Here is a 15431-nt window from a genome sequence, read left to right as displayed (position 1 = left end):
TGCGCGCCGGGCGAGCTTCCCATAGGGAGAAAGCGCGGCATTTTACATGAACCACGGGGTTTGGCTTCAGCCGGCGACGGTTTGCTTGCGTAAACGCCAGGCCATGATCAGCCAGACCACCGTGACCCCGGCGAATTTCGAGGCCAGGGCGGTGATCACCACGGGCGGCGTCAGCGCGTCGATCAGGCCGAAAAAGATAAAGGTGTCCAGGGGAATGCTCAGGGCCGAACTGATCCACAGCCGATCATGCAGCGGACGCTTGGTGATGGTGAACACCAGCCAGTCGATGCACTCGGAGACCGCGAACGCCGTGGCGCTGGCCAGGGCGATGGTCGGGTCCGAGGTGACATAAGACAACACCAGCGCCGCCAGCATCGCCACGATGGCGCCATGGCCGAAGCGGGTCTGCACCATGTCCCGCAGGATAAACACCAAGCCGCCCCAGGCCGACCAGATGATGTCCAGGTGCGGCGCGGCGGAGAATGCATAGTTGATCAGCACGACGCTGGCGATGTAGGCGAGCAGGAAAAGCATGGGGCGGGGTACCTGGTGGAGTTTTGATCAAGCATTCAAGAGCAACGATAGCCCTGTGGGAGCAAAGCTTGCTCCCACACAAGTGTGCACGGTCAGTGGTGCAGGGTACTTTAGCAGGCCAGCACGCCGCACCTCATTCCTCCTCACTCCCCTCCGCCTTCCAATACCCCACCGCCTTCAAGAACTCCTGATCCACCCCCTTCTCCTCGAGCAACACCTTGCGAATCTGCCGCGATACCTTGCTCTCGGTGGCGACCCAGGCGTACAGCTTGCCACTGGGCATTTCCAGCTGTTGCACGGTGGTCAGCAGGTTGTCCTGGCGACCTTCGCGCAGCACCCAGATCACCTGCACGTGTGCCGGGCTCTGGAGAATCTGCTGCTCGGCGCCGTTTTCCACTTCCACCACCACCAGCGCCCGGCGGTTGGGCGCCAGGCCTTCGAGGCGGCGGGCGATGGCGGGGAGGGCGGTTTCGTCGCCGATCAGCAGGTAGCTGTCGAAGATGTCCGGCACGATCATCGAACCCCGTGGCCCGCCGATGTTGAGGTATTGCCCGGGCGTCGCCTGGGTCGCCCAGGTCGCGGCAGGGCCGTCGCCGTGGAGCACGAAATCGATGTCCAGCTCCAGGGTGTCCAGGTCATAACGGCGCGGGGTGTAGTCGCGCATTTCCGGCATCGGGCCCTGGGCCTTGCCGGCGCTCGGGTCGATGGTGTCCAGGGCGGCGCGTTCCTCGGCATTCTGCGGGAAAAACAGCTTCACGTGATCATCCGTGCCCAGGCTGACGAACCCGGCCAGTTCCGGCCCTCCGACGGTGATGCGGCGCATGCGTGGGGTCAGGTCTTGCACGCGCAAGACTTCCAGGCGGCGGCGTTTGATCTCGTGGTTGACGCGGTGAATGGTGTTTGGATCGACTTCAGTCATTGCTTGACTCCGAAACAGGTGGACGGTCGGGGCCGTCGATGATGGCTTTGGCGGTGTCGTTGAGCAGGTCGCGCACCCGCTGGGTTTCTTCCGGGCTCCAGCGGCCGTGGTGCTTTTGCAGCGCATGTCGCAGGTTATACACCGCTTCGTGGATTTCCGGGGGGCGATCCTGTCCGCGCAACGTGCGCTTGCTGGTTTCAATGCGCATCCGCACCTCCTCCAGCGCCACGGCCTGCTCTTCAAGGGATAGACGTCCGGCGTCGGTCACGCTGTAGCATTTTTTTCCGTCGTCGACCCCGCAGGTGACCATTGAGCTCATTTCCAGGAAGGTCAGGGCCGGATAGATCACGCCGGGGCTGGGGCTGTAGGCGCCGTCGAACATCTGCTCGATCCGGCGGATCAGGTCATAACCATGGCAAGGCTGTTCGGCAATCAGCGCCAGCGACAGCAATTTCAGGTCACCGGAGGCGAAGATCCTCGGTCCACGGCTGCCACGCTCACGGACTGCCGGGCGACCTTCGAAGCCATCGTGTTTGGGAAGGGAATAAGTAACTGTCATATGCCTGTTCTCCATTCTGCATAAGATAGAATTGAGATATATCTTTATCCAAAGATGTATCTTTGATATGTTCTGGAACTAAGATGTATTTTTATTTACCGGGACTTACTTGGGTTTTGCAAAAAAACCTTACACGAATGCTCTATGTCCGGGGCCGGCAGGGATAGGGGTTGCATACAATTGTAATGATTAAGTCCCGTGTAGCCTGGTTATGTGGGTTGTTTCTGACATCCAAACTTCTTTTTTATCAAACTTAGTGTCTTTTTCTCTATTTCATATACCGGATGTACTACGCGCTTGTGGGAAAGTGCCTGCTTATTTTTTATTAAAGAGAGCCGATCATGCCCCGGCGTTGAAGGGACAGGCCAAGCGGTTGTTGGGCTGCAACTTCAACCCTTCTCTTTATGCTTAAGAACAGGTGTTAACAACATGCTCAAACAATTCGTAACCGCTGCTTCCCTGACCGCCGCTGCCCTGAGCGCTTCGCAGGTATTCGCACTCGATGATGCACGCTCCGCGATCCACATCACTGCGAACATTCCGACCCTGCAGTTCCATGTGCAGCCACGTGACCCGAACTTCGGTAAGGATGAAGTCATGAGCTACAACACGGTCAGCGGCACCTTGTCTTCCCTGCGCCAGACCTTCGACGTGAAGAACACCGAAGGTTCGGTCCATGCCTACATCGAAGGTGGCCCGGCATCGCTGTACAACGGCAGTGATGCCATCGCCCTGACCACCAAGTTCAACGGCGTCACCCTGACCGCCCTCTCTCAAGAAGTGGTGGATGACGCAACGTCCACTCCAGGTACCCAGGCTGACATGACCATCGTCGCGGCCAAGCCTCTGGATACCCAGAACGGCCTGTACACCGCCGACATGACCGTGATCTTCGACGCCGTACCTCGCCCGTGATGCAGTTCGATGCCCGGTGAGTTTCACCTCATTCCACGGGCATTGCCGCAGGCCGTCCGGCGCTCCCCTGCCGGGCGGCCCGCATCTGAAACGCCCTGATCGTTCGCTGATTGTGAGAATCCGTTGATGTTTCCGATGACACCCATCGCGGGTGCCCTTGCGCTGTGTTTGTGCGCGAGTGCATTGGCTGCGCCGACTGCCCCCGGTACGACGCCCAGAAGCCTGCTATCCCAGGCCAAGGGGCTGCCGGACGAGTTTGAAGCCCACTTTTTCGACGTGCCTCTGGCGGTTCGTATAGAACTCGATCAACAGTACCTCGGCGAAGCCATGGTGGTGTTGACCCGGGACGATCGCATGACCCTGCTTGAATTCACCGATACCCAGGACAGCCCGATTTCGGCAGCCGACCGTGATCAATGGGAGCACCTGCTCAAACAGGGACGCCCCCTCGGCGCCTGTGAGTCTCAATGCACCCTGGGGTTGCTGGCGGTGCATTACAGCCTTGAACATTCCCTGGTGTCGATCCTCACCGAAAAGGTCGAGCGCGGCACCGCAGAAAAGCGTTTCCACGACCTGCCACAAGAGGGCAGCCTCGGCCTGATCTTCAATAACCAACTCAATCTCAACGGTGGCCAGGAGCAAGACACTGGCGGGCGCTATGGCCTCAATGCCAGTTCCAGCCTGGGCAACTGGACCCAGTCCTTCGACCTGCAGCTGTCGCGCCAGGGCGGTCCGGACGACAAGCTCTATCACGCCGTCCACGAGCTGTTCACCCAGCGCGAGATGGAAGACAGCTTTTTCCGCCTGGGCTATTTCATGCCGGGCTCCAATGGCCTGACTCGTCAGATCCGCTCGTTCGGCGCCACCCCGGACACGGCGATCGGGGTCATGTACGGCAGTTCCGACAGCCTGGTCATCAACAATCCCAAGCCCAGCGTGTATCCGATCTATGTCACCGCCAGCCGTCAGGCCGCGGTGGAGATCTACCGCAACGGCCTGTTGATCAACACCCAGGCAGTCAGCGCCGGGTTGCAGAGCCTCGACACCCGGCCGTTGCCCGGCGGCATCTATGAAGTGGAAGTGCGGCTGATCGAAGACGGCCAGACCACCGCTACCACCCAGGAGCTGGTCTACAAGCCCAACAACTGGAGCAGCGCCGATGATCGCTGGCGCTACAACGTGTTCGCCGGGCGCGAGACCAAGTTGCTGAGCAACTGGGATGACCAGCCCACAGGCTTCACCACCGCCGGTGTGGGCCTGAACTACTTGCTGCATCCTCGGGTGGTGCTGGGGTTATCCACCCGCCAGGTGCAAGACAAGTTGCAGTACGGCACCTCGCTGGACTGGACGCTGGCCAGCAACACCAGCCTGTTTGCCAACGTCTACCAGACCGAGCAGTACGGCACCGGCATGGATCTGCAAGGGCTGTACAGCTACGGCCTGGGTAGCGTGGTGGCCAGCCACAACCGCAGTTGGCTGGACACCCGCAACACCTACGAAACCTTGCCCGATGGCACGCGCATTCGTCAGCGCAACGTGTTCGTCGGACAGACCAGCAATTCCTCGCTGTCGGTCAACCATCGGTTGAGCAACAAAACATCGGTCAACGGGCGGCTGTTCTACAGCGAAGGCAATGTCCAGGGCGCCGGCCTGGACTTGGGTTGGTCCCAGCGCGGCAAGTTGGGTGGTAGCGATGCCAATTGGCGGCTGTCGGTGTTCGACCGCCCGGCCACCTCGAGTACCGCCGACCGCCGCAATCGCGGCCTGGACCTGAGCGTCAACGTGGCCCTGGGTGGGCCGGGCGAATATTGGTCGGGCAGCATTGGCACCCGCACCTCGCGCGACGGCGACCGAGACCACAACGGGTCGGTAACCTATCGCCGCACGCTTGAAGACCATGTGCTGCAAAGCGTGTCCGCCACGGCCCTGGTCGATACCTACGGCGTGGGCCTGTCGGGCCTGGCCAGTTTCGAAACCGATTCGCTGTATGGCGACGGCTTCATCCAGCGTTCTTCCTACAACGACAACCTCACCGGTGGCTTGAACCTGAGCAGCACGGTCGCGGTGGGCAGCCAGAAGGTCGCCTTCACCGGTCTGTCGCAGAGTGGCGGCTCGGGGATGATCGTCGATGTGGAAACCGATCTGGACGATATCGTCCTGCTCGCCGACGACTTGACCGGTGGCACCACCACGTTGCGTCCGGGCCGCAATTTCGTGCCCATCACCGCTTATCAAAACAGCATGCTCACCTTCGACTTCGACGGCATCCACCCGCCAGCGGCCACCATCGCCCCCTCGCGCACCCGCTATCACTTGAACAAGGGCGGCGTGGACTACCGCAAGGTCAGCGTGATGCGAACCGTGACCGTGCTCGGTCGCCTGTTGGACGGGCAGGGGCAGCCGCTCAAGGGCCATCACGTGATCAATCACGCCAGTCGCGGGGTCAGCGAAGTGGACGGGTTCTTCTCCATGGAGATGAACGCCGGCTCGCCGACGTTGGAGGTGCGCTATGGCAACGACTTGCTCTGCCAGTTCCGCCTCGACCCGGACAACGCCAGCAACGACGGCGATGTGTTGCTGATCGGCGATCTGCGCTGTACGCCGGACACCCTGGCCGGCACCGGCAACCCGCTCGAAACGGCAGGTTGAACGCGTTTTAACAACAGTATTGCGTGAAGCGGTCGCCATCGGCCGCCTTCAATTGGAGAGGTTTGGTAATGAAGCGCTTATTGGCTCTGTGTGGTGTGTCGCTGCTTTCCATGATGGCCCAGGCCGGGCCGCAGATTAATGTCGGGGTGGTCTACGACTACCTCGAGGGCGACAAAAGCACCTACATGAAACGGATCTTCAACGGCGGGACGTCCACGGCGTTCGTCAAGGTCTCCATCCTGGAGATTCTCTACGGCGAGGACGGCAGCTATCAGGAGGTGCCGTTGGAGGATCAGGACGGCGTCCTCGCCAGGAACGGTCTGATGGCCAGCCCGGCCCGGCTGATCGTGCCGGCCAACGCCATGCAGGGTACCCGTTTGCTATTCATGGGTGACCGCAGCAAAGAGCGCTACTTCCGGGTGCGCTTCGTGCCGGTGGTGCCGGAGGCCGAGGACGAGTTTGCGGTCAGCGCCGAGGAGCGCGAGGAATACAAGAAGGAACGCGTTGCCGCCGGGGTGAAGGTGCTCGCCGGTTTCGGCACGGTGTTTTTCGTCCGGCCCAAGGACACTCGTTTCGAGACCGTCATCGATAACAGCGCCAGTCGCTACTTGCTGCGCAACAACGGCAACAGTGTGGTGGTGATCGACGAGTTCAAGGATTGCCTGGCGAAAACAGACAACGATTGCCGGCCCACCACCAAGCACCACGTCATGGCCGGTCGTACCTTCGCGTTCGATAAGGAGCCGGGGCGTGAATACCGCTTCGACCTGATCGAAGGCACCGAGAAAAAAACCGTCGAGATCAAAGGCTGACGGCGTGCCTTCGCCGAACCGTCGTTGACGCCACAGGTAATCACCATGTTCAAGACACTGATCCACACCCTGCTGTTCACCACCCTGGCGCTGCCGAGCATGGCAGCCTGGGGGGCGGAGGAGCGGGAGACCTTCGAACTCTTCGTCACCATCCCGACGATTGACTTCCACGTATTGCCGGTCGATCCGCAACTGGTCGAGCGCGAACAGCCGATGTTGTTCAGTTCCCTGACCGCCGGGCTCATTCCGCTGCGGACCAATTACGAAGTGAAGAACATCAACGGGGCCATTGGTGCCCGACTGGACCAGGAGGCCTACCTGTCCAACGGCCGTGAGCGTATCGACCTGCGGGTGCTGTTCAACAACGTTGAGCTGACGTTGGATTCGGCCCAGGTGGTCTCGGCTGCCGAGGCCCGGCCCGGTCGGCGCGTGGGGTTGGAAATCATCGCCGTCAAGACGGCTGAGGAGTATGCGCCTGGGGATTACTACGGGACCGTGCATATGGTGTTTGATGCGATTGCGCCGTAGTTTGGGGGAGGGGGATATGAGTCGTTCAAACATCTTTGAGTGCGGTGTTTCGTTGCGCCGCGCAGTCACGGTTTTTGTTCTGTTGTTTACAGGCATGCCGACGGCCAATGCATTGACGCAGGATATCAGTGCGCTTTTTCGTCCTGATCCTGCGAAACCCACAGAGAACAAGTTCACTAACACTACGCCGGTGAGTGGATATTGCGCAGCTAGGCCGTCGGAGTGCAGAGCGACGGGAATGTTCAGCATTCTATTGCGTGTCTCTGCCAATGCGATCGGCGCTATCCAGGCGGGTCATGAAGACCCTCGGCAAGGTGCGATGTTTAAAGTGCCTGCCAATTGGCGCCCGGTACAAGTTACTCATGCGGGTACGGGCGAAACAGAGGTTGTTGAAGTGCGCTGGGCCGGCGTGGGATCGCAACAATTTTTCCCCGATAGTGATGTGGTCCAATTGGTCGGTGGAGATGTGAGTAGCCTAAGAGCCCACCAGATGTTATGGACCGGTCTTGATTGGGTGTATGCGCCCTCGCCATGTCGATACGGTGGAGTCGGAGGCTATACCGATAGGACCTACTCCTTTTTCTGGAAAACGCCGACGGAGGGCGTATGTGCGAAAAGGGCTAATTACCTGATCCCTCACGGAAGCATGAGATACATCTATCTGGACTTTGCTTACGAGCTACGCACACCTAACCCATTGAAGATGTCATCCGGGCAATACACCGGATCGCTGACCTATAGCGTCGGGCCAGGGCAGGACGTGGACCTGGGCGACGTCATGATCCCGGACGACTCGGCGATCACCCTCAATTTCAATCTCGAAGTCCAGCACACCCTCAAGGTCGAAGTCCCCCCCGGCGGCAACCGAGTAGTCCTCGAACCCCAGGGCGGCTGGCAAGCCTGGCTGAACCAGGGGCAAAAACCAACGCGCCTGTTCCGTGACCAGACCTTCCATATTTCTGCCTCGTCACGTTTCAAGATGAACCTGCAGTGCCAATTCGCCGATGCCAGCGATAACACCTGCCTGCTCTGGGCACCCAGTTCCGGCCTGCTGGTGCCCGTGAATATCAGCGTCACCCTGCCCAACGGCCTGACCGACGCCGCCGGCCAACCGGTCAACCGCCGCCGGCTCTACCTCGACGGCAGCGGCACCGAACTGTTCCAGCCCGGGCACTACATCGACCGCCGGCCAGGCACCCTGCATTTCGAAGTCGCCCGCAATCAGGTGGAAGAAATGCTGGCCGGGGAGGCCAAGCACTACAGCGGCAATGTCACGGTGATCTGGGATTCGGAAATCTAGGTGATTCCTACTGACCTCTGTGGGAGCAAAGCTTGCTCGCGATGGCGGTGGGTCAGCTTGCATCGATATTGAATGTACCGCCGCCATCGCGGGCAAGCCTTGCTCCCACAGATATAGGGCTTGCCCGCCGCAGTTTTATTGGAGTGAAAATGAGTCATTCAAACATCTTCGAGCGTGGTGTTTCGTTGTGCCGCGCAGTCACGGTTTTTGCCTTGTTGTTGACAGGGGTTTCGACGGCCAATGCGCTGACCCGGGAGATCACTGCAGTCTTCAGGCCGGACCCAGCTAAGCCTCAAGAGAATAAATTTCGCAATACCACCCCGACCACGGGTTACTGCGCGTCATTTCCAAATCAATGTAAGACGATGTTCAGCATTCGCTTGCCTATCACTTTCAGTTCGACCCTTCCTATCGAGGCGAATCATGGGGACGCTCGGCAAGGTGCGATGTTCAAAGTGCCTGCCGGTTGGCGCTCGCTACAAGTAACCCATGCAAGTACGGGTGAAACTGAAGTCGTTGAAATACGTTTGTCCGGCATAGGTTCGGAATACCGACTTCCTGTTAACGCAGCCGACTTGGTCGGTGGAGGTGTTGACGCTTTAAAGGCTCATAACATGTTATGGGGCTCTAGCTGGGTCAGTGCACCCTCGCCATGTCGATTCGGCGGTAATGCACCTTATAACGTTAATTGGTACGGTTTTTTCTGGACGACCCCGGTAGAAGGTGTATGTGCCAAAAGAGCTCGTTACTTGATCCCCAGCATGACTTACCGTTACCTGGATTTTGCCTATGAGCTGCGTACCCCCAACCCCTTGAACATGTCGGCCGGCCAATACACGGGCTCACTGACGTATAGCGTTGGCCCGGGGCAGGACTTCGATATGGGCGATGTGATGATTCCGAATGATTCAATAATCGCGCTCAATTTCAAACTTGATGTCGAACATACCCTCAAGGTCGAAGTGCCTCCTGGCGGCAATAAAGTAGTGCTCGAACCCCAAGGCGGCTGGCAAACCTGGCTGAACCAGGGGCAAAAACCAACGCGGCTGTTTCGTGACCAGACCTTCCATATATGGGCCTCATCGCGTTTCAAGATGAACCTGCAATGCCAATTCGCCGATGCCAGTGATAACACCTGCATGCTCTGGGCTCCCAGCGCCGGCAACCTGGTGCCGGTCAATGTCAGCGTGACCCTGCCCAACGGCCTGACCGACGCAGCCGGCCAGCCGGTCAACCGCCGCCGGCTCTACCTCGACGGCAGCGGCACCGAGCTGTTCCAGCCGGGGCACTACATCGACCGCAGGCCGGGCACCCTGCATTTCGAAGTCGGCCGCAATCAGGTGGAAGAAATGCTGGCCGGGGATGCCAAGCACTACAGCGGCAATGTCACGGTGATCTGGGATTCAGAGGTTTAGGTGATCCCCTGTGGGCGCGAGCTTGCTCGCGAAAGCGGTGGGTCAGCTTGCACCCATGTTGAATGTGCCGCCGTCATCGCGAGCAGACTCGCTCCCACATTTGGGTTCCGGGGTGGGCGCGGGATTCAGGCCAGCACACTTATTGTTTTTTAATCGCTGTAAACAGGAGTTAACCATGCTTAAAAAACTTATCTGCACCACTGTGTTGGGCACCGCTACCTTGAGTTCCTCGTGGGTATCCGCAGCTGATGACGCACGGGCATCCATTCACATCACTGCGAATATCCCAAACAAGCAGTTCCATGTGCAGCCTCGCGATCCGGAGTTCGGTAGGGATGAATACATGTATTACGATCCCGTGAAAAACAGCTTGAGTTTCGTACGCCAGACCTTTGACGTGAAAAATACCGACGGCTCGATCCATGCCTACATACAGGAGGGCGAGGTTTATCTGGACAATGGCCGGATTGACATTCCCCTGATTGTTAGTTTTAACGGCGTGTACCTGAATGGCTCGCCTCGAGAAGTAGTGGATGATGCCACGTCCACGCCGGGCACTCAGGCCGAGATGGTCATTCGTCCGATTGCCATGCCGGTCGAGCGCCAGCCGGGCTTGTACACCGGCCAATTCACCGTCATTTACGATGCGGTCCCTCGGGTCAGCCTGTAACTCAGCGCGCCACGCCGTGACTCATTGCCGTGCCACCAACGGCTTGCACTGGGTATGGCTACCCGGTTGCAGGTAAGGCGAGAGAAACGGCGCCATGCCCTTGAGCACTTGCACCGGCAGGGCTGAGGTGAACTTGAAGTTCTGCGCCGAAGCCCCCGGGACAAAGGCGGTGAGAGTGCCGAAGTGGCTGTCGCCGATGTAGAACACAAAGGTGGCGGTGCGGTTGATCGATTTGGAGCTGATCACCCGTCCCCCGGAACCGACGGCTTCGATACGGTTGTCGCCGGTGCCGGTCTTGCCACCCATGGCCAGCGGGGTCCCGTCGGCCAGTTTGAAACTGCCGGCAACGCGTTTCGCGGTGCCGGCATCCACCACCTGGGACAGCGCGCCGCGCAGGGCCCGGGCCACTTCCACCGGCATCACCCGCTTGCCGTTATCCGGGTTGCTCACCAGCCGTGTCTCGTATGGCGTATCGACGGCAAAGTCCAGGCTGTCGACGCGCAGCGCCGGTTGGCGGATACCGTCGTTGAGGATGGTGCCTACCAGTTCCGCCAGGGCGGCAGGGCGGTCGCCGGAGCTGCCGATGGCGGTGGCCAGCGAAGGCACCAGATGGTCGAACGGGTAGCCGACTTTCTGCCAGCGCTGGTGGATGTCCAGGAACGCTTCGATTTCCAGCATGGTGCGGATGCGACTGTCCCGGGCGCTCTTGTGCCGGCTCTTGAACAGCCAGCTGTAGACCTCTTGGCGCTCGAACTCACTGGCCTTGACGATCTGGCTGAATTTGGCGTCGGGGTTGTTCAGCAGGTAGCCCATCAACCACAGGTCCAGCGGGTGGACCTTGGCGATGAAACCCTGGTCCGGCAGGTCATAGGCGCCGGGGCCGTAGCTTTGGTAGAGCCGTTCCAGGCGTTCGTCGGTCAGTTTTTCGGCGCTCTTGGCCGACTTGAGGTGTGAGCGCACGAAGAGGTTGAAGCTCTCCTGGCTGTCGCCGGGAAAGAAGTAGCGGTGCACGGCGGCCAGGCGGATCGCAGTGGGGCGCATGCCGTCGAGAAAGGTTTCAAGGCGCTGGCCAGTGTCTTTCTTCTGGTACTTCTTCCAGAACTTCAGCAGAAACGAAGTGCCCTCGCGGTCAGCGAACTGGGCCAGGTATTCCTGACGGCGCGGGTCTTTGTCGTCCTTGAGCAGTTCGGAGCTGTTGTTCGGCCCGGCGTAGGTGGCGTGGCGCACCAGGTCGCGCATCAGGCGGATGAACGGCAGGTTGATCGATTCACGCAGGGAGTCGCGCAAGGTGGGGATGCGCCCGTTGTCCTCGTTGCGGAAGTTGTGGAAGGTATGCAGCCCGCCGCCGGTAAAAAACGCCTCGCCCGGGCTGGCCGAATAGGTGCGATCCAGCGCCGCTTCAAGCATTTTCGGCAGGCTGCGGTCGCTGTTCTGGATCAGGTAGTCGACGGCCCAGCGCGAGAGGTGGTCCGGCTCGGCGACCTCGACTTTTTTCAACGCCGCCGGGGTCTCCTGGGCATAACGTTCATGCAGTTCGGCGATGATCTGCAGGTACGTGGTGAGGACCCGCAACTTGGCGGTGGAGCCCAATTCCAGTTTGCTGCCTTCGTTGATATCGAAAGGCTGGTCGGTGCTGTCGGTTTGCACGCGTACCCGCGAGCCGTCGGGGGTCAGTTCCAGCAGGGTGAAGCTGTAGCGCACCTGGGTGGTGCTGGTGGGGGTCAGCAGGCGTTCACCCATCAGGCCGATCTCGGCGGCGAACGCCGGGTCGGCCAGGCGCTTGAGGTACTCGGTGGCCTGCGCCTGCAAGTCGCTTTGCAAGGTGCTGGTGGCGGAGAGGTCCAGGCGATCGAGGTCGTATAAAGGACGGTTGAGCAGTGTGGCAAGGCGACTGCGGGCGGCGCTGATGCCTTTGTTGGTTTCGTTGGGCTGCACGGTCGGGTCCTGGACCCAGTCGCGATAGCTGACCTTGCTCGCCAGGGCCGCCTCGGCCAGCGCGCCGTCAATCACGCCGTTTTGCGCTAACAGCCGGACGTGGCTGTCGGTCAGGCGCGCCAGTTCCTCGCGGCCCTTGGACAGGTAATGGGACGGCCGGCGCTGGGCGATCATCAACGACAGCATTTCCCGCAGGGCCAGGCCTTTTTCCGCCAGGCTCTGGGGATCCGTCGCGGTGCTGAACAGGCGCTCATTGGCTCGCTTGAAATCGGCGCCGTACCAGACCCGCAGGCCCTCAGCCATACCGTGCACTTCACCATGCCCGGGCACGGCGGAGAGCGGCACGCTGTTGAGGTAGTCGCGCACGATCCGCTGCCGTGCTTCGAGGGTTTGCGGGCCCGCCTGGTAGGCGCGCACGCTGGCGGAAATCATCTGGCGGATCTTCTCCGCGCCCGACACGGTGAGGCCTTCGGGGGAGTGGCGGTACTTTTCCAGTTGTGTCGCCAGCGTACTGCCGCCGGCGGACTGCCCTGGCAAACTCAACAGCTTGGCCACTTGCGACCACGCCGCCATGCCGAAGCGCGGCCAGTCCACCGCCGGGTTGGCCAACGGTTGCTTGGGGTCGAGCAGAAAGCGGTTTTCGATAAACAACAGGCTTTGCACCACCACCGGCGGGATCGCTTCGAAACTCGCATACAGTTGCTGCGGGTACTTGAACTGATACACCGGTGCGGCGCGGCAATCGGTAATGGTCAGCCCGACCTGGATCTTCTCCGCGTAGGGCACGAACAGGCCTCTTTCGACGTAGTCCATCAAGGCCGGCGAAAAGCGCGCCTGGGCCTGGATCACATAATCGCGCTTGAGCAAGCGCGGCAGGAATTCCCCCATTGAGCTATAGCCCAACCGCCGGTCGAACGGGCCCGTACCCGGATAGACGATGGCATCGCTGGCCCCCGGCTGTACCGAATAACTCAAGGACGCGGCGTACTTGCTGATCTCTCGGGCCTGAAATCGCGACGTGCGCATTTCCTTGGCCACAGCCAGGCCGACCACTACGACGATAATCAACAGCAACAACCAAAACGCCCGCCAGCCATGTCGTGCGCGGCGTTTTTTTGGGGGTAAAGGTGCTTCTTCCATACGTTCAGTCGGGGCCATAGGAGTATTCGAATCGGTTTGCCACAAAGCGCCCATAGTCGACTGATCCATTCACGCAGATTGATCGGACTTGGTTGAAGCTTAGACGGTGGTTGGCGTGGGGGGAGGGGAAATTGTTGGCAGCCAATTCACAAGGGCTCGTTGACGTCATTGTCTAATGGGCTCCCTCGCCGCAGGCTCAACTGTGCCAAAGAGCCTTGTGCTAGAGCCATCGGATGCCGAACGCCGTCGCTGTGCCACGGCATGACGCTGCACCCTCTCTGTGCAATACTCGCCTGCGTTTACATCGCTGAAATATCTGCAATCCCAGGCAATGCATCTCCATAAACCCAGTTTTTACTGCGGCTTATCCCTGAATTTCCCTGGTTTTACAGTGAAACTCTCTATCCCTGGCTTTTTATACTGCACGACCCGCTGACCCTGAGGGCGTTGTTCTACAGGGCGGTCTGTCCACGAAGCAGACTGGTTTCGGCAAGGTGGCAGGTTTACCAACCTGCGGCTTTGGAGACTCGGTGGTTAATCCAATAACAAGACGAGGTTGTATCCCTATGCCTGTCGGCAATCATCTGCCCCATGGCGAGACCGCTCAGGGTGGTCCGCTCAAACGTGAGCTCGGTGAGCGGCATATCCGCCTGATGGCGCTTGGCGCCTGTATCGGTGTCGGGCTGTTCCTCGGTTCGGCCAAGGCCATCGAAATGGCCGGTCCGGCGATCATGCTCTCCTACATTCTTGGTGGCCTGGCGATCCTGGTGATCATGCGCGCCCTCGGTGAGATGGCCGTGCACAACCCGGTGGCCGGTTCGTTCAGCCGTTATGCCCAGGACTATCTCGGGCCGCTGGCCGGTTTCCTGACCGGTTGGAACTACTGGTTCCTGTGGCTGGTGACTTGCGTGGCGGAGATCACCGCGGTGGCGGTGTACATGGGCATCTGGTTCCCCGACGTGCCCCGCTGGATCTGGGCCCTGGCCGCACTGATCAGCATGGGCTCGATCAACCTGATCGCGGTCAAGGCCTTCGGTGAGTTCGAGTTCTGGTTCGCCCTGATCAAGATCGTGACCATCATCGCCATGGTCATCGGCGGCGTCGGCATCATCGCCTTCGGGTTTGGCAACGACGGCGTGGCCCTGGGCATTTCCAATCTCTGGACCCACGGCGGCTTCATGCCCAATGGCATGCAGGGCGTGTTGATGTCCCTGCAAATGGTGATGTTCGCTTACCTGGGCGTGGAGATGATCGGCTTGACCGCCGGTGAAGCGAAGAACCCGCAGAAAACCATCCCCAACGCCATCGGCTCGGTGTTCTGGCGGATCCTGCTGTTCTACGTTGGCGCGCTGTTCGTGATCCTCTCGATCTACCCGTGGAACGAGATTGGCACCCAGGGCAGCCCTTTCGTGATGACCTTCGAGCGCCTGGGCATCAAGACCGCCGCCGGGATCATCAACTTCGTGGTGATCACCGCGGCGCTGTCGTCCTGCAACGGCGGCATCTTCAGCACCGGGCGGATGCTCTACAGCCTGGCGCAGAACGGCCAGGCCCCGGCCGGTTTTGCCACCACCTCGGCCAACGGCGTGCCGCGCCGCGCGCTACTGCTGTCCATCGCGGCATTGCTTCTGGGCGTGCTGCTCAACTACCTGGTGCCAGAGAAAGTCTTCGTCTGGGTGACCTCCATCGCCACCTTCGGCGCGATCTGGACTTGGGTGATGATCCTGCTGGCCCAGCTCAGATTCCGTAAAAGCCTGAGCGCTTCAGAGCGTGCGGCCCTGAAATACCGCATGTGGCTGTACCCGGTCAGTTCGTACCTGGCGCTGGCGTTCCTGGTGCTGGTGGTGGGCCTGATGGCGTACTTCCCGGACACCCGCGTGGCCTTGTACGTGGGCCCGGCGTTCCTGGTGCTGCTGACGGTGCTGTTTTATACCTTCAAGTTGCAACCGACCGGTGACGTGCAGGGAGCGGTGCGTTCGGCGTCGTAAGTTAACCGCGATGTAAAACAGAGCCCCGGTCGGATGATCGGGGCTTTTTGTTGGGGCGGCCGGTGAA

At 60.2% G+C, this 15431-nt stretch carries 12 protein-coding genes; 8 read left to right on the top strand and 4 right to left on the bottom strand.

Going from position 1 to position 15431, the window contains the following annotated elements; all coding sequences use genetic code 11:
• Nucleotides 1-66 precede the first annotated feature (66 nt).
• The 3 genes from EPZ47_RS24040 to EPZ47_RS24030 all read right to left on the bottom strand — a co-directional run bounded on the left by EPZ47_RS24040 (nt 67) and on the right by EPZ47_RS24030 (nt 2012).
• A complete protein-coding gene (locus EPZ47_RS24040) occupies nt 67-534 on the bottom strand; it encodes a VUT family protein (protein ID WP_135847009.1) in 468 nt (155 codons plus the stop codon).
• 133 nt (nt 535-667) lie between these two features.
• On the bottom strand, nt 668-1453 hold the full coding sequence (locus EPZ47_RS24035; protein WP_135847008.1) for a siderophore-interacting protein: 786 nt from the start codon (nt 1451-1453) through the stop codon (nt 668-670).
• The gene (locus EPZ47_RS24030; protein ID WP_135847007.1) at nt 1446-2012 is read right to left on the bottom strand and encodes a PadR family transcriptional regulator; all 567 of its coding nucleotides are present in this window, start codon (nt 2010-2012) and stop codon (nt 1446-1448) included. Before EPZ47_RS24030 ends, EPZ47_RS24035 begins: the two co-directional genes overlap by 8 nt.
• A 429-nt stretch (nt 2013-2441) precedes the next feature.
• On the opposite strand from EPZ47_RS24030, the gene EPZ47_RS24025 reads away from it, so the two are divergent.
• The 7 genes from EPZ47_RS24025 (at nt 2442) to EPZ47_RS23995 (ending at nt 10301) form a co-directional block, all read left to right on the top strand.
• Nucleotides 2442-2927, top strand: coding sequence for a CS1 type fimbrial major subunit (locus EPZ47_RS24025; protein ID WP_135847006.1), 486 nt, complete (start codon nt 2442-2444; stop codon nt 2925-2927).
• A gap of 126 nt (nt 2928-3053) precedes the next feature.
• Nucleotides 3054-5576 carry a CS1-pili formation C-terminal domain-containing protein gene (locus tag EPZ47_RS24020; RefSeq protein ID WP_135847005.1) on the top strand — a complete coding sequence of 841 codons (2523 nt, stop codon included), beginning with the start codon at nt 3054-3056 and terminating at the stop codon, nt 5574-5576.
• Between the two features lie 68 nt (nt 5577-5644).
• Entirely contained in the window at nt 5645-6388 is a 744-nt protein-coding gene (locus EPZ47_RS24015; protein WP_135847004.1) for a molecular chaperone, read from the top strand.
• Nucleotides 6389-6433: 45 nt separating this feature from the next.
• Nucleotides 6434-6916, top strand: a complete 483-nt coding sequence (locus EPZ47_RS24010) for a CS1 type fimbrial major subunit (protein ID WP_135847003.1) — start codon at nt 6434-6436, stop codon at nt 6914-6916.
• Nucleotides 6917-7010: 94 nt separating this feature from the next.
• Nucleotides 7011-8216 carry a hypothetical protein gene (locus tag EPZ47_RS24005; protein ID WP_238346772.1) on the top strand — a complete coding sequence of 402 codons (1206 nt, stop codon included), beginning with the start codon at nt 7011-7013 and terminating at the stop codon, nt 8214-8216.
• Nucleotides 8217-8365: 149 nt separating this feature from the next.
• Nucleotides 8366-9631 carry a hypothetical protein gene (locus tag EPZ47_RS24000; protein WP_238346771.1) on the top strand — a complete coding sequence of 422 codons (1266 nt, stop codon included), beginning with the start codon at nt 8366-8368 and terminating at the stop codon, nt 9629-9631.
• Between the two features lie 175 nt (nt 9632-9806).
• Nucleotides 9807-10301 carry a CS1 type fimbrial major subunit gene (locus EPZ47_RS23995; RefSeq protein WP_135847001.1) on the top strand — a complete coding sequence of 165 codons (495 nt, stop codon included), beginning with the start codon at nt 9807-9809 and terminating at the stop codon, nt 10299-10301.
• A gap of 21 nt (nt 10302-10322) precedes the next feature.
• On the opposite strand, the gene EPZ47_RS23990 is transcribed toward EPZ47_RS23995, so the two are convergent.
• The gene (locus tag EPZ47_RS23990; protein ID WP_135847000.1) at nt 10323-13430 is read right to left on the bottom strand and encodes a transglycosylase domain-containing protein; all 3108 of its coding nucleotides are present in this window, start codon (nt 13428-13430) and stop codon (nt 10323-10325) included.
• A gap of 512 nt (nt 13431-13942) precedes the next feature.
• Between EPZ47_RS23990 and EPZ47_RS23985 the strand changes: the two genes are divergently transcribed.
• Nucleotides 13943-15364, top strand: coding sequence for an amino acid permease (locus EPZ47_RS23985; RefSeq protein ID WP_135846999.1), 1422 nt, complete (start codon nt 13943-13945; stop codon nt 15362-15364).
• Nucleotides 15365-15431: the final 67 nt, after the last annotated feature.

This window comes from Pseudomonas viciae (assembly GCF_004786035.1).
GTDB classification, from domain to species: Bacteria; Pseudomonadota; Gammaproteobacteria; order Pseudomonadales; family Pseudomonadaceae; genus Aquipseudomonas; species Aquipseudomonas viciae.
Note: the sequence above shows the minus strand (reverse complement) of the source record. Positions and strands in the feature narration are given on the sequence as shown.

Excerpts from the sequence above, each read along its gene's own strand:
- EPZ47_RS24040 (WP_135847009.1), bottom strand. The coding sequence starts at position 534 with ATGCTTTTCCTGCTCGCCTACATCGCCAGCGTCGTGCTGATCAACTAT.
- EPZ47_RS24035 (WP_135847008.1), bottom strand. The coding sequence starts at position 1,453 with ATGACTGAAGTCGATCCAAACACCATTCACCGCGTCAACCACGAGATC.
- EPZ47_RS24030 (WP_135847007.1), bottom strand. The coding sequence starts at position 2,012 with ATGACAGTTACTTATTCCCTTCCCAAACACGATGGCTTCGAAGGTCGC.
- EPZ47_RS24025 (WP_135847006.1), top strand. The coding sequence starts at position 2,442 with ATGCTCAAACAATTCGTAACCGCTGCTTCCCTGACCGCCGCTGCCCTG.
- EPZ47_RS24020 (WP_135847005.1), top strand. The coding sequence starts at position 3,054 with ATGTTTCCGATGACACCCATCGCGGGTGCCCTTGCGCTGTGTTTGTGC.
- EPZ47_RS24015 (WP_135847004.1), top strand. The coding sequence starts at position 5,645 with ATGAAGCGCTTATTGGCTCTGTGTGGTGTGTCGCTGCTTTCCATGATG.
- EPZ47_RS24010 (WP_135847003.1), top strand. The coding sequence starts at position 6,434 with ATGTTCAAGACACTGATCCACACCCTGCTGTTCACCACCCTGGCGCTG.
- EPZ47_RS24005 (WP_238346772.1), top strand. The coding sequence starts at position 7,011 with ATGCCGACGGCCAATGCATTGACGCAGGATATCAGTGCGCTTTTTCGT.
- EPZ47_RS24000 (WP_238346771.1), top strand. The coding sequence starts at position 8,366 with ATGAGTCATTCAAACATCTTCGAGCGTGGTGTTTCGTTGTGCCGCGCA.
- EPZ47_RS23995 (WP_135847001.1), top strand. The coding sequence starts at position 9,807 with ATGCTTAAAAAACTTATCTGCACCACTGTGTTGGGCACCGCTACCTTG.
- EPZ47_RS23990 (WP_135847000.1), bottom strand. The coding sequence starts at position 13,430 with ATGGGCGCTTTGTGGCAAACCGATTCGAATACTCCTATGGCCCCGACT.
- EPZ47_RS23985 (WP_135846999.1), top strand. The coding sequence starts at position 13,943 with ATGCCTGTCGGCAATCATCTGCCCCATGGCGAGACCGCTCAGGGTGGT.